The organism is Massilia eburnea (genome assembly GCF_009720745.1).
Classification (GTDB): Bacteria; Pseudomonadota; Gammaproteobacteria; order Burkholderiales; family Burkholderiaceae_D; genus Rugamonas; species Rugamonas eburnea.
Map to the genome: position 1 here is coordinate 88501 of NZ_WNKX01000007.1, position 19668 is coordinate 108168.

Sequence of the window (19668 nt, forward strand, 5' to 3'; positions counted from 1 at the left end):
AGCAGGTTTGCGCGCCTATAAACTAATTTCGACGGTTGATTTGATCTACGTCGAAATCACTATTAAATGATGCGATCGTGCAGCATTATGCCGCAGAACCGTATCAATTCATATACATACCACCATTAACGTGCAGGGTGGTACCGGTAATATAAGCAGCTGCTGGCGAAGCCAGGAAAGCGACGGCTGCGGCAATATCTTCCGGCTTGCCCAGGCGGCCCAAAGGAATCTGGGTCAGCAGGGCAGTATGCTGGTCTTCGCCCAGCGCCTTGGTCATATCGGTATCGATAAAGCCAGGTGCGACGCTGTTGACGGTAATGTTGCGGCTGCCGATTTCACGGGCCAGGGCGCGGGTCATACCCTCGACGCCAGCCTTGGCGGCAGCGTAATTCATCTGGCCTGGGTTGCCGGCCGATGCCACCACGGAGGTGATATTAATGATACGCCCAGTCTTCGCTTTCATCATGCCGCGCAGGACAGCACGGGACAGGCGGCCGACCGAAGTCAGGTTGATGGAGATCACATTGTCCCACTCCTCATCCTTCATGCGCATGGCCAGCTGGTCCTGGGTGATGCCCGCATTGTTGACCAGGACGCCGACGGCGCCGTAGGTCTTCGAGATGTCGTCGATGATGGCCGCGCACTGTTCGGCGTTGGTGACGTTCAGCACCATGCCCTTGCCTGCTTCCGCGCCGATTTCGGCCAGGTAGGCCGAGATGGCTTGCGCGCCGGCTTCGGTGGTGGCGGTGCCGATCACCTTGGCGCCCTGGCGGGCCAGTTCCTGTGCGATTGCCTTGCCGATGCCGCGCGAGGCGCCGGTCACCAGGGCTACTTGATTAGCGAGAGTCATTGTCATCCTTTTCTTATTTCAGGGTTTCCAGCATGCGCTCCAGGGTGGCCTGGTCGTAGATCGCCTCGCCCACCAGGCGCGCGTCAATACGTTTGGCCAGGCCCATCAGCACTTTGCCCGGACCGCATTCCACTACATGAGTGATGCCTTCTTCGGCAACCTTCTGCATGGTTTCCACCCAGCGCACTGGGGAAGCCGCCTGGCGCACCAGCGCATCCTTGATCGAAGCCGGATCGTTCAGCACGGCCACGTCCACATTGTTGATCAGCGGGATCTGCGGTGCGTTGAAATGGATCGATGCCATATAGTCGCGCAGGCGGTCCGACGCCGGCTTCAGCAGCGAGCTGTGGAACGGCGCGGAAACCGGCAGGCGCATGGCGCGCTTGGCGCCCTTGGCCTTGGCGATTTCGCAGGCCTTGTCGACAGCGGCGGTGTGGCCGGCGACCACGACTTGCGCTGGCGCGTTGTAGTTAACAGCCTCCACCACTTCGCCCGGCACGGCGGCAGCCGCTTCGGCGCAGGCAGCACGCACGTCTTCATCGGACAGGCCCAGCATCACAGCCATGGTACCCTGTCCTACCGGCACGGCTTCCTGCATGGCTTGCGCGCGGAAGCGCACCAGCGGCACAGCATCCTTGAACGAGATCACGCCCGCGGCAACCAGTGCCGAGTATTCGCCCAGCGAGTGGCCGGCAACGACGGAAGGCACTGGGCCGCCAGCGGCGATCCAGGCGCGGTAAGCCGCCACGGCAGCGGTCAGCATGACCGGCTGGGTGTTGGTGGTCAGGTCGAGTTCTTCTTTTGGACCTTCAGCAATCAGCTTGGCCAGGTCGAACTGCAATGCGTCGGAAGCTTCGGCAAGGGTCTGCGCGACCACTGGGTTGCCGGCAAAGCCTTCCATCATGCCCACGGCCTGGGAACCCTGGCCAGGGAATACGAATGCGAATTTATTCATCTTTCAACCTTTAGACTTCTTATTCTAAAAAGGACTGCATTTTATTACATCCGAGCGAGGACGGCACCCCAGGTAAAGCCGCCGCCAACACCTTCCATCATCACGACATCGCCCTTCTTCACACGGCCATCGCGGACAGCGACGTCCAGCGCCAGCGGAATCGACGCGGCGGAAGTATTGCCATGCTGGTCAACGGTCACAACCATCTTCTCGGCGTCCATGCCCAGCTTCTTGGCGGTGCCGTTCATGATGCGGATATTGGCCTGGTGTGGGATCAGCCAGTCAATCTGGTCGGAAGTCATGCCTGCCGCATCCAGCGCCTCGTAAGCCACCTTCTCCAGCACGGACACCGCCAGCTTGAATACCGCCTGGCCGTCCATGTACAGGAAAGCGCTGCCGGCAATTGCGCCGTTCGACAGGCTGCCCGGTACGCGCAGCACGTCGGAGTGACGGCCATCCGCATGCAGCTTGCACGCCAGGATGCCCGGCTCTTGCGAAGCGCTCATGACGATAGCGCCAGCGCCATCGCCGAACAGCACGCAGGTGGTGCGGTCTTCGAAATTCAGGATGCGCGAGAACACTTCCGAACCAATCACCAGCACATTCTTGTGCATGCCGGACTTGATGAAGCTGTCCGCCGTCGACACTGCGTAGACGAAGCCGGAGCAAACGGCTTGCACGTCCACGGCCGCGCAGTTATTGGTCATGCCCAGCTTCTTCTGCACGATGCAGGCGGTGCTTGGGAAGCTGCCGTAAAAGTCAGGCGTCGAGCTGGCGACGATGATCAGGTCGATATCGTCCGGCTGCATGCCGGCCATTTCCAGAGCGCGCTTGGCAGCGATCACGCCCAGGTCGGACGAAGATTGCTCCGGTTCCGCGTAGTGACGAGCGGAGATGCCGCTGCGCGACACAATCCACTCGTCGGAAGTTTCGATACCCTTGGCTGCCAGCTGGGCAGCGAGTTCTTCGTTAGTGACGCGTTTTTCAGGCAGGTAGCTGCCCGTGCCTACGATCTTGCTGTACAGGGTCATGCGTGTCTCTCGGTTCAGTTGTCGGCTCTTCTTGCGGCATCAGTTCGGCGATCAGCGCCGACAGATGCTCTTGTACGTCATTTTTCGCCGCATCATATGCACGGCGGATTGCCCATTCATAGGCCTCCGCCTCCGCCCCGCCATGGCTCTTGAACACCAGGCCGCGCAGGCCCAGCAAGCCAGCGCCGTTATAGCGGGCTGGATTCAGGCGCTGTCCGATGTGCTTCAGTGCCGTGCGCGCAATCAGGGCGCCCAGCATGGTGATCGGGTTACGCTTGAATTCGGTCGTCAGCACCGTCTTCATGAAACGCGCCAGGCCTTCAATTGCCTTCAGCGTCACATTGCCAACGAAGCCGTCGCACACTACCACGTCGGCAGTGCCTTTGAAAATATCGTTGCCTTCCACATTGCCGTGGAAATTCAGCTTGCCGCGTGCGTGGTCGGCCTTCAGCAATTCGGCGGTGGCCTTCACCACTTCATTGCCCTTGATGTCTTCGGTACCCACGTTCAGCAAGCCGATCGACGGGCGCTCGATGCCCTCGGAAGCCTGGCACAGCACGGAGCCCATGATGGCGAACTGGTGCAGGTGGTGCGGTTCGCAGTCCACGTTGGCGCCCAGGTCCAGCACGTAGGTCGGGCCGTCCTTCTGGTTTGGCAGGATGCTGCAGATGGCCGGGCGGTCGACGCCGGGCATGGTCTTCAGCACATAGCGGGAGACAGCCATCAACGCCGCGGTATTACCGGCGGACACGCAGGCGGAAGCCTTGCCCTCTTTGACTTGCTCGATGGCCACGCGCATCGACGAATCTTTCTTGCGGCGCAAAGCGACCTCGAGCGGGTCATCCATAGTGACTTGCTCGGAAGCGTGAAGGATGGTCAGGCGCGGCTCGGCCTCGGCGTGGTGCTTCTTCAGTTCAGCACGTAAAACGTCTTCCAGGCCGACAAGAATCAGCTCGGCGTTCGGTTCGTGCTTGAGGAATGAGAGTGCAGCGGGAATCGTGACTGAGGGGCCGTGATCGCCACCCATGCAGTCGATAGAGATTTTGATTGTCATTGTATAACTCAAAGAAAAAGCGGCGCGACGTCAGAGAACCTGCGTAGCACCGCTTTGTCTTGTGGCCAAAGGCAAAAACGTCGATTACTCGTCGTTCTTGGTCTTCAGCACTTTGCGACCACGATAGAAGCCGTTAGGCGAAATGTGGTGACGCAGGTGGGTTTCACCGGTGGTTGGCTCAACGGCCAGGTTCGGTGCTACCAGAAAATCGTGCGAACGGTGCATGCCGCGCTTCGACGGGGATTTCTTGTTCTGTTGAACAGCCATGATGACTCCTAATACTAAAGTTCTAAGATTTTAACACATCCGATGCGCAAAAACATGCGAATCGAGCTTTCTACTTCCATGCCAAACTCGATTACTGCACGCGTTTTGACACGTCCTTTGCTACTACAAACTGATTAATTTGCCTTAGTTTGCCTTGAGCCCTTTGAGGCTCGCAAACGGCGATGGCTTCTCATTCTTCGCAGAGTCGACCAGCGAGGTATCAGGACACACCTCGTGCTTCGGCGACTGCGGCAAGGCCAGCAGGGCCTCGTCTTCAACCAGGTCCATGAGATTCATGGAGCGCGCACCGACGATCACGTCGATGCTTTCATCATCAATGATTTCTTCGATTTCGTCCGCATCCGCGTCGTCTTTGCCGAGCATCAGGAGCGTCGATGAATCGATTTCATAATCAAACGGGGTCAGGCAGCGCTGGCACACCAGTTGCACTTTGCCGGCAACGGTCAGGCGCATCTGCGGGAAACCCTGTTTGCTGGAACCACCCTCCACCTTCCAGGAAATCTCACCGGAATTGTTAGCGCATTCCTTGCTCAGTCGGGTCATTTCAGCGACGGGCGTTACCCCTTCCCTGCTGCTGTTGGTCCGACAGAACTCAAAGGCGTCGATCTCAAAAGCATTCATTGGCTAAAATTTCCCTCGAAAACCTGCGATAATAACAGGATTTTCCACGCCGCGTCAAAGACTTGCGAGACTTTTCGCTCTTTTTCGACGGCGCAGAGAGCATATAACATTTCCCTGATGAAAACAACCAAGATCATTCTCGCCTCCAGCTCGGCCTATCGCCGGGAACTGTTGTCGCGGCTTCAATTGCCGTTTTCGGTCGATGTGCCGGATATTGATGAAAGCCCGCTGGCGGGCGCAACGCCGTCCGCCACCGCCTTGCGTCTGGCACGTGAGAAGGCGGCCGCCGTGGCTGCCCGCCATCCGGGCGCGCTAGTGATCGGCTCCGACCAGGTTGCCACGTTGGACGATGCGCAAATCGGCAAGCCTGGCAATCATGCCAATGCGCTGGCCCAACTGCAGAAAATGCGCGGACGGGAAGTCGTTTTCCACACCGCGCTTTGCCTGTGGGATGGACGCAACAATACTTATCAACTTGAGGATATCCGGACCACGGTCAAGTTCCGCGATTTGCCGGATGCCGAGCTGGATGCCTACCTGCGCATCGAGCAGCCTTATGATTGTGCCGGAAGCGCGAAGAATGAGGCGCTGGGGATCGCGATCCTGGAGCGGATCGATTCCAGCGACCCGACGGCGCTCACCGGCTTGCCGCTGATCGCCCTGACCGGCATGTTGCGCGCCGCTGGCGTGACATTCTTCCAACCCTGCCAGTAAACCGGCCAACTATTTAGCACCTGCCAACTCTGAATATACGGGTCTGACCCTCGGGTCAGACCCAGATTTACCGGGTTTAAAACACTATGAACGGCACCTTATACTTAATCCCCAACACCCTCGGCCCAACCGACTCCCTGGACCAGGTCATCCCCCAGCACGTGCAGCACCTGACCAGCCAGCTCACCCACTTCGTCGCCGAAAACGCCAAAACCGCCCGCGCCTTCCTGAAGCAAGTCGGCACCGCCAAGCCCATCCAGGAAATCGCTATCAGCGAGTTGAACATCAACACCCCCGCGCAAGCGCTGCAAGCCCTGCTCGAGCCACTGAAAGCCGGCAACGACGTCGGCCTCCTCTCCGAAGCCGGCGTCCCCGCCGTTGCCGACCCCGGCGCCGACCTGGTCCGACTGGCCCACGCGAACAACATTCCAGTCCGCCCCTTGGTCGGCCCATCGTCAATTCTGATGTCGGTGATGGCCAGCGGCCTGAATGGCCAAAGCTTTGCCTTCAACGGCTACCTGCCCACCGACGCCGCCCTGCGCGCCAAGCGCCTGAAAGAACTGGAAACCCGCTCCCGCCAGGAAAAACAAACGCAGCTGTTTATCGAAACGCCGTATCGCAATGCCGCCATGCTGGAAGCCCTGGTCAGCGCATGCAACGGCGCCACGCTGATCTGCGTGGCCACCGACATCAGCTTGGCAACGGAAACGATCCACACCCGGACGGGCGCGCAATGGAAAAGCCTGCTGGACTCCGGCAAGGCGCCTGACTTCCACAAGAAGCCAACCGTCTTCCTGCTTCTGGCGCAATAAGTTACTGCACCCCGTGGGCGTATTCGTTCACCCACTCAAACGCCTCAAGCTGAAGCGCATACAATGCCGACGGCGCCAGATCCAGCTTATGCAGCAGCCCGGTCAGCTCCTGCCCCTCCTGCGCCCGCTCGATCAGCTCGATCAGGCGCAAGACGTCGCCGTAATCACCCTCGCGATGCAGCAGCGCATCGCGCACCTCGTCCAGCACGTTGACGCTGTCGAGGATTTCACCCATGCGTACCGAGAACAGCGCATCCATCAACGACATGATGCCGACGGTGAAGCCAATATCCGCAGCCACCTTTTCGGAAGGCCGCACCTGGCCCATCACCAGTTCCATGGTCTTGCCGCGCGTGGTCGCCATCTGCAGCAGCGGCGAATCGAACTCCGCGCCCTTCACATACAGCAGGATCTGCAACCAGCGCTGCAACTGCCTCCGCCCCAGCACAATCAGGGCATGGCCCACCGAATTGATGCGGAAACGCGCCCCCACCGCCGGCGTATTCACCAGCCGCAGCAGGTTCAGCGAGATCAGGGGATCGTGCTTGACGCTGCGCTCTACTTCGCGCTGGTCGGCATCGCGGTTCAGCAAATCGAGCAGTTGCATGATGGCCATCTGTGACGGCGCAATCTTCTTGCCGCTCAAAATCACCGGCCGCGCGAAGTAATAGCCCTGGAAGTATTCGAAGCCCAGGTCCATGCACTCACGGAATTCCTCGACCGTTTCGACCTTTTCAGCCAGCAGCTTCTGGTTCGGGTTGCGCAGGTTGCGCGCCAGTGCAGGCAGCTGCGCGCGCTCGATCTGCTTGATGTCAACCTTGATCACGTCCATCAAGGGGCGCAGGGCGGTCACCGCCTCGCTCTCGCCAGCCACATCATCCAGCGCAAATTTATAGCCGGCCTGCTTCAATTCCTGCACCCGGCGCAGGACGTCGGGCGTCGCCTCGACTGACTCCAGCACCTCGAGGATCACTTTGTCGTTCGGCAGGAAATGAATGAAATCGCTCATCAGCCCCGTCGTATCGACGTTGACGAAGGCCAGCTGGTCACCCACCACCTGCTCCATGCCCAGCTCGGAAGCGTGGGCAATCACGGAAGCAGTGGCATGGGTACCGTCGGTCACGCGGGCTTCGTGGACTTCGGCGTTTCGGTAAAGCAGCTCGTAAGCGACGAGCCGCTGGCTGCGATTGAGGATAGGTTGCCTTGCCAAGAAGAACTGATTGGCATACGGCATTGGGAGCTGGACTTCACTTTCAACCACGGCTGTCATGGGTTTCCCCATTGCTAAGACTCATGGTTACAAGACTATACCTTTCAGTGCTGTCTTGGCAACATTTTTATGCGGTACGCGGACCACCTTTTTTCGCCGTGGTCGCTTCGCCACTCTCCAGCGTGAACTGGGCGCCGGCATCGCGGCCCAGGACCTGGACCAGGTAAGGCATGACCTGGCGCAGCATCGGCTCCAGCGTGTACGGCGGGTTGAGCAGGAACATGCCGCTGGTATGCAGTGCGATGCCGTCCGGCGTCGGGGTGCTGATGCACAACGTCACGTTCAGCCAGCTCTTGGCCGGCAGGTGCTTCAGGCGCTCGGCGAAATTGCGCGCTTCAATACGCTGCAGTACCGGATACCAGACCGCGTAAGTGCCGGTCGGGAAGCGCTTCAGCGCATCGTTCAGCATGTCCGTGACCTTCTTGTAGTCCTGCTTGTCTTCGTACGGCGGGTCGCACAGCACGACGCCGCGGCGGGATGGCGGCGGCAACAGCGCTTTCACGCCAAGGAAGCCATCGGCCTTGTTGACGATCACGCGCTTGCCCCGCGCAGCAGGGCGGCGGCCATTGGCGGCCTGATGCTGCTCCAGCTTGTGGAAATTGTCGGCGAGGATCTTGGCGTCGGCCGGGTGCAGCTCGAACAAACGCAGGCGATCTTCTTCACGCGCCACGATTTCGGCGCAGTATGGCGAACCAGGGTAGAAGCGCAGCTTGCCGCTCGGGTTCATGTCCTTGATCAGCTTGACGTATTCAGCCAGGGGCCCGGGCAGGTCGTCGCGGTCCCACAGCGGACCGATACCGGTTTCGAATTCGGCGGTCTTGGTGGCTTGGGCACTGTCCAGGGAGTACACGCCGGCGCCGGCGTGCGTGTCGATATAGGTGTAGGCGACGTCTTTCTGGTTCAGGTATTCGAGGACCTGGACCAGGACAAAGTGCTTGAGGACGTCGGCATGATTGCCGGCATGGAATGCGTGGCGGTAACTGAACATGGAATGCGGGATGTGGGAATCAATCTCGCATTATCTCATGGGGATGCACCAACCCGGTAAGGCCGGGTCAGACCCAAGGTGTGCCGAAGCCGCCGGCCGTCGACCAGAAAGGGTCTGACCCTTGGGTCTGACCCAGGTTTACCGGGTTTAAGCGACCTTCTTCGAATCAAAGAACTGTTCATCCTCCGTCGACCCATGCAGCGCAGTAGTCGACGACTGCCCCTGCTGGATCGTCTGCGTCACCGCATCAAAATACCCGGTCCCCACCTCGCGCTGATGCTTCACAGCCGTAAATCCCCGCTCCGCCGCCGCAAACTCCGCCTCCTGCAACTCCACGAAGGCCGACATCTGCCGCCGCGCATACCCATGCGCCAGGTTGAACATCCCGTAATTCAGCGAATGGAAGCCAGCCAGCGTAATGAACTGGAACTTATACCCCATCGCCCCCAGCTCCTTCTGGAACTTGGCAATGGTCGCATCATCCAGGTTCTTCTTCCAGTTGAACGACGGCGAACAGTTATACGCCAGCATCTTGCCCGGGAACTTGGCATGCACAGCTTCCGCAAAAGCCTTGGCAAACGCCAGGTCCGGCTTACCCGTTTCGCACCACACCAGGTCCGCATAAGGCGCATAAGCCAGGGCCCGGGAGATCGACTGCTCCAGGCCATTACGCACCCTGTAGAAGCCCTCCACGGTGCGCTCGCCGGTGCAGAACGGCTTGTCGTTGTCATCGACATCGGAAGTCAGCAGATCCGCCGCCTCCGCATCGGTACGCGCGATCACCAGGGTTGAAGTGCCCATGACATCAGCCGCCAGGCGCGCCGCAGTCAGCTTCTCAACCGCTTCACGGGTGGGCACCAGCACCTTGCCACCCATGTGGCCGCACTTCTTCACAGAAGCCAGCTGGTCCTCGAAGTGCACGCCCGAAGCGCCTGCTTCAATCATGGCCTTCATCAGCTCAAACGCATTCAGCACGCCGCCAAAGCCCGCTTCCGCATCCGCCACGATAGGCGCAAAGAAGTCGATGTCGTCCTTCCCTTCCGACCACTGGATCTGGTCGGCGCGCTGGAAGGTATTGTTAATGCGGCGCACAACCATCGGCACCGAATTGGCCGGGTACAGCGATTGGTCAGGGTACATCTCGCCAGCCAGGTTGGCATCGCCCGCCACCTGCCAGCCGGACAGGTAAATCGCTTTCAGGCCGGCCTTCACCTGCTGCATGGCCTGGTTGCCGGTCAGTGCGCCGAGGGCATTGACGAAGGGTTCATTGTTCACCAGGTCCCACAACTTTTCGGCACCGCGCTTGGCGATGGTGTGCTCGATCGCCAGCGAGCCGCGCAAGCGCACCACGTCTTCCGCGCTGTAAGAGCGCGTCACGCCCTTCCAGCGCGGGTTGCTGTCCCAGTCGTGTTGCAGTGCTGCGATCTGTTGTGCGCGAGTAGCCATGATTATTCTCCTAAGCTGAAAAACGAAAACTGTTAGGGATATCTTAGGCTCAATTGTTCAGCGCAACAATTGTCTTATATAAGACATATAAGCATTTTTTATCCTATAAAAATCAAACGCTTAAAATAAAAATTCCATGATACGGAACATCATTTCTCATTTCAAAAGAAGCTGCACCAACCGGAATGGTGCGCTTTTCATCGCATGCAATGATGATTTCACATCGCGGAAAGCGCTTGCCTGGCCACCAGCACGCCATCGGCATCGGCATAGATCCAGTCGCCGGGACGAACCGCAACGCCGGCGACTTGCACAATCACCTCGCGCTTGCCGACGCCTTCGCGCGCGCTGCGCTGAGGGTGCGTGGCCAGCGCCATGATGCCGACATCGCACTGCGCCAGCTCCGCGTTGTCACGCACGCAGCCGTCGACCAGCACGCCCGCCCAGCCGTTGTTTTGCGCCAGCAAGCCGAGCTGCCCGCCGACCAGCGCCCGGCGCAAGCTGCCGCCGCCATCAACCACCAGCACCCTGCCCTCGCCCGGCGTTTCCAGCGTCGCCCGCACCAGCGCATTATCTTCATGCACCTTCAGCGTTGCGGCTGGCCCGGCGAACTTCGTCTTCCTGCCGAAGTGGCGGAACACGGGCGGCAGCACCTGCAGGCTGCCGTCCTCCAGCAGCCCTGGATTGTCATCACAAATATCGGTCGTCGCAAAATTCATGGCATGGCTTTCAGTGGTAAGAGATCCATCGATTCTATCGTGGTAGCGGACCTGCTACCATTCAGCTCTACGAAATCTGGCATGGAGGCCACCATATGAAGTTCATCCGTATCCTGCTGCTCCCCCTGATCCTGCTGCTCGGCGCGGGCGCGGCGCAAGCCGAAGCGCCGCGCGTCGAAAAGGTGGTCTATCACTTCAGCGACAGCAATACCATCATGCTTGGCTTGCGCAATATCCGTAACCACCTGAACGCCAGCCCCAATGCGCAGATCGTGGTGGTGGCATTGGGTGGCGGCATCGACTTCCTGCTGCAAGGTGAGAAAGACAAGGACGGCAATCCCTACGAGGCCATCGTGCGGGAACTGGTAGCGCGCAAGGTGCAATTCCGGATCTGCAATAACACGCTAATGGGCCGCGGCATCAGCAAAGACCGGGTGCTGCCCGAGGCCACCGTTGTGCCATCCGGCATCGCCGAAGTCAGCCGCCTGCAATGGCAGGAAGGCTACGCCTACATCAAGCCCTGACCTCGTTGCCTGCGGCGCGCGTGCGGCTGCCGACACCGGTGGCCGTTGCGATCGCGAGCATCAGGAAGAAGGCGATGGCGGCAAACACCATCTGCGGTTTGCCGGCATCCATCATCAGGCCGAACAACAGCGGGCCCACCGCAAGACCGCTATCCAGGCCAGAGTACACCACGCCATAGACCCGCCCAGTAGCGTTCTTCGGCGCGGCAGCACGGATCATCAAGTCGCGCGAAGGTCCGGCAATGCCGGAAAAAAAGCCCACCATCGCCATCAATACCAGCGCGCCCCAGGCCGGAACAGCCACCAGCCCTATCGCCAGCGCCAGCACGGCGGCGATGGCGAAGGCGGCGCCAATCGTGCGGTCATGATTCTTGCGCCCGGCGCCGAGGAAGCCGCCCAGCATCATGCCCACCGCGCCCGCCAGCATATAGGCGGTGAAGGCGCTGGTCGCCATCGCCAGCGACATGCCGTACAGCTTCACCAAGCCAGTCGAGGCAAAGCTCTGGATGCCGCCCAGCGCCAGCGCTGTCAGGAAGAAGAAGGCGAAGCACATCCATACCGACGGCAAACGCAGGAAGCTGAACGAGCCTTCCGGCTGCGCGCTGGCGGCAATCGGCACGATCGGATCCGGGCGCAAGGCTTCACGGTTCCACCACAGGATCGCCAGCACGGTCGCCGGCAGTGCAGCCGCCGACAGCAAGGCCGTGCGCCAGTCGGTGGCGCTGGCCACGCCGGTCAGGAACAGCGGTGCGGCGGCCCAGCCCAGGCTTCCGCTAATGCCATGCACCGAGAAGCCATGCGCCAGGCGCTCGCGCGAAACGCGCTGGTTGAGGATAGTGTAGTCCGCCGGGTGGAAGATGCTGTTGCCCATGCCGGCCAGCAGCGCCCCTACTATCAGGCCCGCGTAATTCTGTGCATTCGACAGCACCAGGGCCGACACGCCCAGCATCGCCATGCCGGAGAACAGCACGCGGCGCGCACCGACACGGTCCACCACAAATCCCGCCAGGGCCTGTCCGATGCCGGATATCACGAAGAACACCGTCATCAGGAAGGCAAGCTGCGAGTAGCTCAGGCTAAAGGCCGTCTTCAGCCATGGGAACAGCGCCGCCAGGATCAGGTGGTAGAAATGGGAGACGCCGTGAGCGAGACCGACCAGGCCGATCACGCGTGCGTCATTGCGTAAAGTTTGATTGTCCATGTCGTCATTTTAGGAACACTGTATCCGGCAGTTTTGAGCTAGGATGACATCGTTTATCGCAAAACCGCCATCCTATGCCGATCCAGGTCGTCACCCATACCGGCCCGCACGAAAGCCGCCGCGAACCAACCGAAATCCAGCCAGTCACCATGATCGCGCGTGACCTGGTCTGCCAGCGTGCGCTGCAAACGCATTCGCATGATTGCGCCCAGCTTACCCTGGCGCTGGAAGGCGTGATCCGTGTGAACGCCATGGACAGCAGCTGGATCGTCCCGCCGCAGCGTGCCGTCTGGACCGCCGCCAACGTCAAACACTCGCTCAGCGTGATCGAAACTGCGCGCCTGCGCCCTGTTTATTTCGTGACCTCCTACGATCCCTTCCCGGGCGAGCCGTGCAAGGTGCTCGAGGTATCGCCGCTGCTGCGCGAACTGGTGATGGCGCTGGAGCAGGAAGATCCCGAAGCGCCAAGCCATCGTTCGCAATTGATCTGCAGCCTGATCCTGGATGAACTGCCGAAGCTGGCCACGCGGCCGATTCGCGTTCCCATGCCGCGCGACAAGCGGCTGCGAACTTTATGCGACGCCTTGCTGTCCGATCCAAGCGCAACCGAAACGCTGGAAGAATGGGCCAGCAAAGCAGGAGCTTCCGAGCGCACGCTGGCGCGCCTATTCGAAAAAGAACTGGGAATGAGTTTCGGCCAATGGCGCCAACAGGCGCGCCTCGCGCATGCGGCGCCGATGATCACCAGCGGCATGCCCTTATCGCAAGTGGCCGATGCGCTGGGCTATTCCAGCCAATCAGCCTTTACCGCCATGTTCCGCAAGACCTTCGGCTGCCCGCCCACTGAATTCTTCAACACCCGGAACTGACATCGCGCTGCCTGGTCTCCGCGTCCAGTATGTCGCGCAGGGCCACGAATAGCGGAGCAGTGGCGGTGTGCTTGCGGCCATATCCCAGGTTGAAGGCGTAATCGAAATCGGGCGGATTGTCGCCCTGGTTGTGCTGGAGGATGGTTTCCAGCTTGTCGAACGCCTTCACGGCCTGTGCTTCCGGCGTGGCGGCGGCTTCGTACTCATCCCACAGACCGATGATTTCGGCGCGCAGCGGAGGGTCCAGGTCGCGCGTCAAGGTGAGCAAATCCTCGCTCTCCTGCGCCGATTTGTCCGGATGGGCATGCTGGTGGATGGCGGGGATATCGCCATGGATTGCTTCGCCAAGGTCGTGCACAACGCACAGCTTCAGCACGCGCGCCAGATCCAGGCCAGGCAACTCGTCGGCAAACACCAGCGCCATCAGACACAGCCGCCAGCTATGCTCGGCGGTGCTTTCGGGACGGCCGGACGAGGTGAAGCCGCTGCGCAAAACGCTCTTGAGCCGCTCCGCCTCGCGCAGGAACGCGAGGCGGCCGGCCAGCCGGGCTGGATCAGGCTTTGCGGAAGACAAGCTCGCTGCCCTGTGCGTCGACGAGGATCGTGTCTTTCGGGCCGAAGCGGCCTTCCAGGATCAGCTTCGACAGCGGATTTTCGATCTGCTGCTGCACCGCGCGCTTCAGCGGACGGGCGCCATACACCGGGTCGTAGCCCGCCTCGGCGATCTTCTGCAGCGCCGCTTCGGTCACTTCCATGCCCATGTCCATGCGCTTCAGGCGCTGCTCCAGGATCTGCAGCTGGATGCGTGCGATCGAGCCGATATGCTTGTCGTCCAGGCCGTGGAACACCACGATCTCATCGATCCGGTTAATGAACTCGGGACGGAAGTGGCCCCGCACCTCGGCCATCACCGCCAGCTTCACCACCGCAGGATCGGATTCGTCCAGCGACTGGATCTTCTGCGAACCCAGGTTCGACGTCATGATCACTACCGTGTTCTTGAAGTCCACGGTGCGGCCCTGCCCGTCCGTCATGCGGCCATCGTCCAGCACTTGCAGCAGCACGTTGAACACGTCCGGGTGCGCCTTCTCGATCTCGTCGAGCAGGATCACGCTGTACGGCTTGCGGCGCACGGCTTCGGTCAGGTAGCCGCCCTCGTCGTAGCCCACGTAGCCTGGAGGCGCGCCAATCAGGCGCGCCACCGAATGCTTCTCCATGAACTCACTCATGTCGATGCGGATCAGCGATTCCTCCGAGTCGAACAGGAAGTTCGCCAGCGCCTTGGTCAGCTCCGTCTTACCGACACCGGTCGGGCCGAGGAACATGAAGGAACCGTACGGACGATTCGGGTCCGACAGGCCGGCACGCGAGCGTCGGATGGCGTCGGCTACGGCGCTGATCGCCTCGTCCTGCCCCACTACGCGTTCGTGCAGCTTCTCTTCGATGTGCAGCAGCTTGTCGCGTTCACCCTGCATCATGCGCGAGACGGGGATGCCGGTCGCGCGCGACACCACTTCGGCGATTTCTTCCGCGCCGACCTGGGTGCGCAGCAGCTTGGGCTTGTCGCCTGCCTGTTCGGCGGCGCCGGTGGCTTCCGCATGCTTCAGCTGCGCTTCCAGCTCCGGCAGTTTGCCGTACTGGAGCTCGGACACGCGCTGCCAGTTGGAAGCGCGCGTCGCCTCTTCCATCTGCTGCTTGATGCGCTCGATTTCTTCCTTGATATGGGTGGTGCCTTGCACATTGGCTTTTTCGGCCTTCAGCACTTCCTCGTAATCGTTGTACTCGCGCTGCAGCTTGGCGATCTCGTCGTCCAGCAATTGCAGGCGCGCTTTCGACGCCTCGTCCTTTTCGCGCTTGACGGCTTCCTTCTCGATCTTGAGCTGGATCAGGCGCCGTTCAAGCTTGTCCATCACCTCCGGCTTGGAATCGATCTCGATCTTGATCTTGGAAGCGGCTTCGTCGATCAGGTCGATCGCCTTGTCCGGCAGGAAGCGGTCGGTGATGTAGCGGTGCGACAGTTCCGCCGCCGCGATGATCGCAGGGTCGGTAATTTCGACCTTGTGGTGCAGCTCATACTTGTCCTGCAGGCCGCGCAGGATGGCGATGGTCGCCTCCACGCTCGGCTCGTCGACCAGGATCTTCTGGAAGCGGCGCTCCAGCGCAGCATCCTTTTCAATATATTTGCGGTATTCGTCGAGCGTGGTCGCGCCCAGGCAATGCAGCTCGCCGCGCGCCAGCGCAGGTTTCAGCATATTGCCGGCGTCCATGGCGCCTTCGGCCTTGCCGGCGCCCACCATGGTGTGCAACTCGTCGATGAAGACGATGGTCTGGCCTTCGTCCTGCGCCAGTTCCTTCAGCACGGCTTTCAGGCGTTCCTCGAACTCGCCGCGGTATTTGGCGCCGGCCAGCAGCGCAGCCATGTCGAGCGAGAGCACGCGCTTGCCGCGCAGGGAATCAGGTACTTCGTTATTGACGATGCGCTGCGCCAGGCCTTCCACGATGGCGGTCTTGCCGACGCCAGGCTCGCCGATCAGCACCGGGTTGTTCTTGGTACGGCGCTGCAGCACCTGGATGGCGCGGCGGATCTCGTCGTCGCGGCCGATCACCGGGTCCAGCTTGCCCATGCGGGCGCGCTCGGTCAGGTCTAGGGTGTACTTCTTCAGTGCCTCGCGCTGGCCTTCCGCTTCCTGAGAGTCGACCTTGGCGCCGCCGCGCACGGCGTCGATAGCGGTTTCCAGCGCTTTACGCTGCAAGCCGTTCTCGCGCGCCAGCTTACCGGCGTCGCCCTTGTCTTCGGCGATCGCCAACAGCACCATTTCACTGGAGACGAACTGGTCGCCGCGCTTTTGCGTCTCGCGGTCGGCCTGGTTCAGCATGTTGACGAACTCGCGGCTGACCGTGACGTCGCCGCCGGACACCTTCGGCATGCGTTCCATCGCATGCTTGAGCGCCTGTGCCAGTCCACCGACATTCACGCCGGCGCGCTGCAGCAGCGAACGCGCGCCGCCGTCTTCCTGGTTCAGCAGGGCGAGCAGCAGGTGCGCAGGTTCAATGTACTGGTTGTCGTTGCCGACGGCCAGGCTCTGGGCGTCGGCGAGGGCTTCTTGCAGTTTTGTTGTAAGTTTGTCTTGGCGCATTTCAAACGCTCCTGATGAATTGTCAAGGACAACATGAGGATGCGTTAACAGTTTTCAAGACCACTTTTTCAACGCATCGTCGTCGCTTGTACGGGCATCAACCCAGCGAGCTCCCTCCGGCGTCTGCTCCTTTTTCCAGAACGGCGCCTCCGTCTTCAGGTAATCGATAATAAATTCGCAAGCTGAGAATGCCTCGCCCCGGTGCGGCGAAGTCACCGCCACCAGCACGATCTGGTCCATGGGCTCGAGCGGTCCGACCCGGTGGATAACCAGTGCGCCATAAATCGGCCAACGTTGCTTCGCCTGGTCGATGATGGCCTGGATCGATTGCTCGGTCATGCCCGGATAATGCTCAAGCTCCATTTCGGCAACGGAGGCGCCTTCATTCAGGTCGCGCACGGTGCCGACGAAATTGACTATAGCGCCGACCTTGGCGTTCCCGGCGCGCAGTTGCGCCATTTCCCGGGACAGGTCAAAGTCCTGCGTTTGAATGCGTACTTCGTTCATTTGCCCTCCGCACCAATCTTGCGGAACAGCTGCTCAATGCGGCTGGACGTGCGGGCATCCGCCAGGGCGGGCATGGCGCACAGGGCAAGGAACTGGGCGGCGTGGCTGGCCGGCTTCTGGCCGGATTTCAAGGAGGACTGCAACACTTCTACCTGCATTTTCAATCGGTCTTTCGCAAATTCAGCCCCGCTGTCGATGCCGGCCACGATCTCCAGGCGCAGCACTTCGGACAGCAGGCGTTGACGGTTGTTTTCCAGTTGGGCGGCATAGGCGGAGCGCGCGGCGCCGCCCTCCACGGCCGCTTTCAGCGCGGCCTCGAAACGGGTGCGCAAAGTGCGCTCCTGCTCCGCTGGCAGCGCGGACAAGGCTTGCCAGCGGCTGCTCCATTCCGCCTGATCGATGTCGCCCGCATCGGCCACCGCACATTCCAGCGCCTGCACCAGGCGCAGTTTCTCACGCATGGCATTGGCCTGTGCCGCGCCGGCTCTCTTGCGGATGGTATCGGCCTGCGATTGCAGCGCGCCCACCGCGGCCCGGTAGCGCTGGTCGATTTTCTGTTCGCTCGAACGCGGTACCACGCCCGACGCGTGCCAGGCGGCCGCCGCATCTTTCAATGTCTTGCCGATGGCAGCCAAAACTGCCTTATCGTCGCCTTCGAATGTCGCCGATTCCAGGCTCGCGCAAATTGCTTCGCGCGCGTGCAGGTGGGCCTTGCGTTCATGGTCGGCGGCGTGGGCGTGTTCCTTGCGCTTGGCGAAGATCTGGTCGCAGGCGCTGCGGAATTTCTGCCACAGGGCTTGCTCGGTCTTGCGCTCCAGGGGCAAGGCCCGCGCGTGGCCTTGCCAGGACTCCTGCAGGCGGCGCAAGGTGTCGATGGTATGGCGGTCGAGCGGATTCAGCTTGCCCACTTCCTCGATCAACTGCTCGCGGCGCGCCACTTCGATCCGGCGCTGGGAATCCAGTGGAGCCATCAAGGCATCCATGGCCTTGCTGAAGGCGGCGTCCAGGCGTTTCTTGTCCTTGCGGTCGATGGTGCCGAGGCGGCTCCAGGCCTGGCGCAGGCGCTGCGTGGTCGACGCCAGCGCACGCCAGTCGTGCGTGTGCGGCAGGTTGCCCGAAGCGGATTCTTCGCGGTCGGCCTGGGCGCCGCCGGCGGCTTCCAGCTGGGCTGCATCCTTGGCGATCAGGGCGTTGGCTTCATCGACCAGCTGTTGCGCCTTTGCCGCATTGGAATGGCGTTCGTCGGCCAGGTGCTTGAAATGGGCGGCCGCAGGAGCATAGGCGGCCGTGCAGGCGGCGTCGAATTTTTCCCACAGCGACTTGGGGGCGGCGCCGGAAACGCCATCGAGCGCCTTCCAGCGCTCGCGCATGCTGCCGACTTTTTTCGCCAGCTCGCTCATGCCCAGGCCTGCGGCCGGCAGGCTTTCCACGGCGTGCACCAGTTCTTCGCGCGACACATTGCCGCCCCAGCGCGCCCAGTCTCCCAGGCGTTTCAGGTCGGCCCGAACGTGGGCCAGGCGCTCGGCCTGGGCCGGGGTCAGGCGGCCGGTCTTGCTGTCCTTGAGCGTCTTGTCGTGTTCGGCGGCGATGTGAAGCTGGCCCTGCGCCAGGGCGGCCTCCATGGCTTCCACCATGTCCATGAACTGGCGGTTGGCTTCCAGCTCGGCAGGCGTCGGCTTGTGCTTATCCTTCGGCGTCCGCGCGGGCCGCAGCGCGGCCCCGTCATGGCCATTGGCCGCTTCGGCGGTTCCGCCCGGCGCCGAATCCGCGTTGCCGGCAGGCGCGGCCTGCGGGGCATTCTCGGCAACGCCGGCGGATGCGCCGCCATTGACTGCGCTGGGCTGGCCGTCTGCGGCGCCAGGCGTGCGCGCCGGGGTATTCGTGCTGGCCGCGCCCGGTGCGGCCGCAACGCTGCTCGCCGCGGGTGCGGCAGCGGCTGCTTGCTGGACGCTCCGCTCCGCCGCCAGCGCGGCATCGAAATCATTCAGGAGATGGCGCGGCAATGAAGCGCGCTCGGGCGATGCCATATGCGCGGCGTGCTCGCTGGCCAGCCGTTCCACTGCGCCGGCATCCGGGTGCTTGCGCAGCGCTGCCAGCGCATCGATCACGGCACGCTGCAGCGACACCTGCGCTTCCAGCCGTTCGGCCAGCGCCTCGCGCACATGGCTGAACTCAGCAGCAGCCTCAGGCGCGGCATCGACCACTTTCCACTGCCGGTCCAGGTCGGCCACGAGATTCGGGGTCAGCTTTTCATCAGCCAACAAACGCTGCGCCAGGGCAATGCACGCCTGCGCCTGTTTCTGTTCGGCCTGCACATGGCGGATCGCATCCAGCCGCCCCTGCATCAGCTTGGCAACGCGCCGGTCGGAGTTGCGCACGGCGTGCTGCACCCTCTCAAGCGCAGCCTGCGACGTCACGTGCTCGGCCGCAGCCAGGCGTACGTCGGCGAATTCACTGTTCAGGATGAGCTCAACCGCAGCAGCCTCGTCCCCACCCAGGTTGCGGGCAAGCTCGGCTTGCGCCGCGCGGCGTTCTGCGGGAGACCCCAGCGGCGCCTGCGGTCCGCCGGCGCTGGGCTGGCCGGCAACGCTGGCCTGGCTGGCCTGCTGCTTGAAAAGGAACTCAAACATAGTTGTGCTATGAATGGATCAAAACCACCATCATAGCGCAGCGCCGCCCGGC

General features: G+C 61.6%; 19 protein-coding genes. 4 read left to right on the forward strand and 15 right to left on the reverse strand.

Translation table 11 applies throughout. The features are described 5' to 3' along the window. Positions 1-103: 103 nt before the first annotated feature. The 6 genes from fabG to GM658_RS11275 all read right to left on the reverse strand — a co-directional run bounded on the left by fabG (position 104) and on the right by GM658_RS11275 (position 4799). Positions 104-856, reverse strand: coding sequence for a 3-oxoacyl-ACP reductase FabG (gene fabG / locus GM658_RS11250; RefSeq protein WP_211841848.1), 753 nt, complete (start codon positions 854-856; stop codon positions 104-106). A gap of 7 nt (positions 857-863) precedes the next feature. Beyond that, positions 864-1805 carry an ACP S-malonyltransferase gene (gene fabD / locus GM658_RS11255; RefSeq protein ID WP_155454140.1) on the reverse strand — a complete coding sequence of 314 codons (942 nt, stop codon included), beginning with the start codon at positions 1803-1805 and terminating at the stop codon, positions 864-866. A 44-nt stretch (positions 1806-1849) separates the two neighbouring features. After that, positions 1850-2836, reverse strand: coding sequence for a beta-ketoacyl-ACP synthase III (locus GM658_RS11260; RefSeq protein ID WP_155454141.1), 987 nt, complete (start codon positions 2834-2836; stop codon positions 1850-1852). Continuing rightward, positions 2790-3890, reverse strand: a complete 1101-nt coding sequence (plsX, locus tag GM658_RS11265; RefSeq protein WP_155454142.1) for a phosphate acyltransferase PlsX — start codon at positions 3888-3890, stop codon at positions 2790-2792. Before plsX ends, GM658_RS11260 begins: the two co-directional genes overlap by 47 nt. Before the next feature lie 84 nt (positions 3891-3974). Further along, entirely contained in the window at positions 3975-4157 is a 183-nt protein-coding gene (rpmF, locus tag GM658_RS11270) for a 50S ribosomal protein L32 (protein WP_028104096.1), read from the reverse strand. Between the two features lie 144 nt (positions 4158-4301). After that, positions 4302-4799: a YceD family protein gene (locus GM658_RS11275; RefSeq protein ID WP_155454143.1), complete on the reverse strand. Its 498-nt coding sequence runs from the start codon at positions 4797-4799 to the stop codon at positions 4302-4304. 117 nt (positions 4800-4916) lie between these two features. Between GM658_RS11275 and GM658_RS11280 the strand changes: the two genes are divergently transcribed. Together GM658_RS11280 and GM658_RS11285 are read left to right on the forward strand one after the other, a co-directional pair. Further along, on the forward strand, positions 4917-5513 hold the full coding sequence (locus GM658_RS11280) for a Maf-like protein (RefSeq protein ID WP_155454144.1): 597 nt from the start codon (positions 4917-4919) through the stop codon (positions 5511-5513). Positions 5514-5599: 86 nt separating this feature from the next. Next, on the forward strand, positions 5600-6325 hold the full coding sequence (locus tag GM658_RS11285; RefSeq protein WP_155454145.1) for an SAM-dependent methyltransferase: 726 nt from the start codon (positions 5600-5602) through the stop codon (positions 6323-6325). 1 nt (position 6326) lies between these two features. Here the strand turns inward: GM658_RS11285 and GM658_RS11290 are convergent, their stop codons facing one another. From GM658_RS11290 to rraA, 4 genes are all read right to left on the reverse strand, one after another. Continuing rightward, positions 6327-7595 (reverse strand): EAL and HDOD domain-containing protein, encoded by a 1269-nt coding sequence (locus tag GM658_RS11290; protein ID WP_155454146.1) that lies wholly within the window; start codon positions 7593-7595, stop codon positions 6327-6329. 67 nt (positions 7596-7662) lie between these two features. Continuing rightward, entirely contained in the window at positions 7663-8583 is a 921-nt protein-coding gene (locus GM658_RS11295; protein WP_155454147.1) for a 23S rRNA (adenine(2030)-N(6))-methyltransferase RlmJ, read from the reverse strand. A 147-nt stretch (positions 8584-8730) separates the two neighbouring features. Next, positions 8731-10029, reverse strand: a complete 1299-nt coding sequence (gene aceA / locus GM658_RS11300) for an isocitrate lyase (protein WP_155454148.1) — start codon at positions 10027-10029, stop codon at positions 8731-8733. 218 nt (positions 10030-10247) lie between these two features. Further along, positions 10248-10748, reverse strand: coding sequence for a ribonuclease E activity regulator RraA (rraA, locus tag GM658_RS11305; protein WP_155454149.1), 501 nt, complete (start codon positions 10746-10748; stop codon positions 10248-10250). A gap of 95 nt (positions 10749-10843) precedes the next feature. On the opposite strand from rraA, the gene GM658_RS11310 reads away from it, so the two are divergent. Continuing rightward, a complete protein-coding gene (locus GM658_RS11310; protein WP_155454150.1) occupies positions 10844-11272 on the forward strand; it encodes a DsrE family protein in 429 nt (142 codons plus the stop codon). On the opposite strand, the gene GM658_RS11315 is transcribed toward GM658_RS11310, so the two are convergent. After that, positions 11262-12473 (reverse strand): MFS transporter, encoded by a 1212-nt coding sequence (locus GM658_RS11315; RefSeq protein WP_155454151.1) that lies wholly within the window; start codon positions 12471-12473, stop codon positions 11262-11264. The genes GM658_RS11310 and GM658_RS11315 overlap by 11 nt on opposite strands. A 74-nt stretch (positions 12474-12547) precedes the next feature. Here GM658_RS11315 and GM658_RS11320 point away from each other — a divergent pair, with 74 nt between their 5' ends. Beyond that, positions 12548-13342, forward strand: coding sequence for a helix-turn-helix domain-containing protein (locus GM658_RS11320; protein ID WP_155454152.1), 795 nt, complete (start codon positions 12548-12550; stop codon positions 13340-13342). Here the strand turns inward: GM658_RS11320 and GM658_RS11325 are convergent. The 4 genes from GM658_RS11325 to GM658_RS11340 are packed head-to-tail and all read right to left on the reverse strand — an operon-like array spanning position 13326 to position 19616. Next, positions 13326-13916, reverse strand: a complete 591-nt coding sequence (locus tag GM658_RS11325) for an HD domain-containing protein (RefSeq protein WP_229416866.1) — start codon at positions 13914-13916, stop codon at positions 13326-13328. The two genes, GM658_RS11320 and GM658_RS11325, sit on opposite strands and share 17 nt — an antisense overlap. Next, on the reverse strand, positions 13897-16479 hold the full coding sequence (gene clpB, locus GM658_RS11330) for an ATP-dependent chaperone ClpB (protein ID WP_155454153.1): 2583 nt from the start codon (positions 16477-16479) through the stop codon (positions 13897-13899). Before clpB ends, GM658_RS11325 begins: the two co-directional genes overlap by 20 nt. 54 nt (positions 16480-16533) lie before the next feature. After that, positions 16534-16986: a molybdopterin synthase catalytic subunit MoaE gene (gene moaE, locus GM658_RS11335; RefSeq protein ID WP_155454154.1), complete on the reverse strand. Its 453-nt coding sequence runs from the start codon at positions 16984-16986 to the stop codon at positions 16534-16536. After that, positions 16983-19616 carry a DUF349 domain-containing protein gene (locus GM658_RS11340; RefSeq protein ID WP_155454155.1) on the reverse strand — a complete coding sequence of 878 codons (2634 nt, stop codon included), beginning with the start codon at positions 19614-19616 and terminating at the stop codon, positions 16983-16985. Before GM658_RS11340 ends, moaE begins: the two co-directional genes overlap by 4 nt. Positions 19617-19668 lie beyond the last annotated feature (52 nt).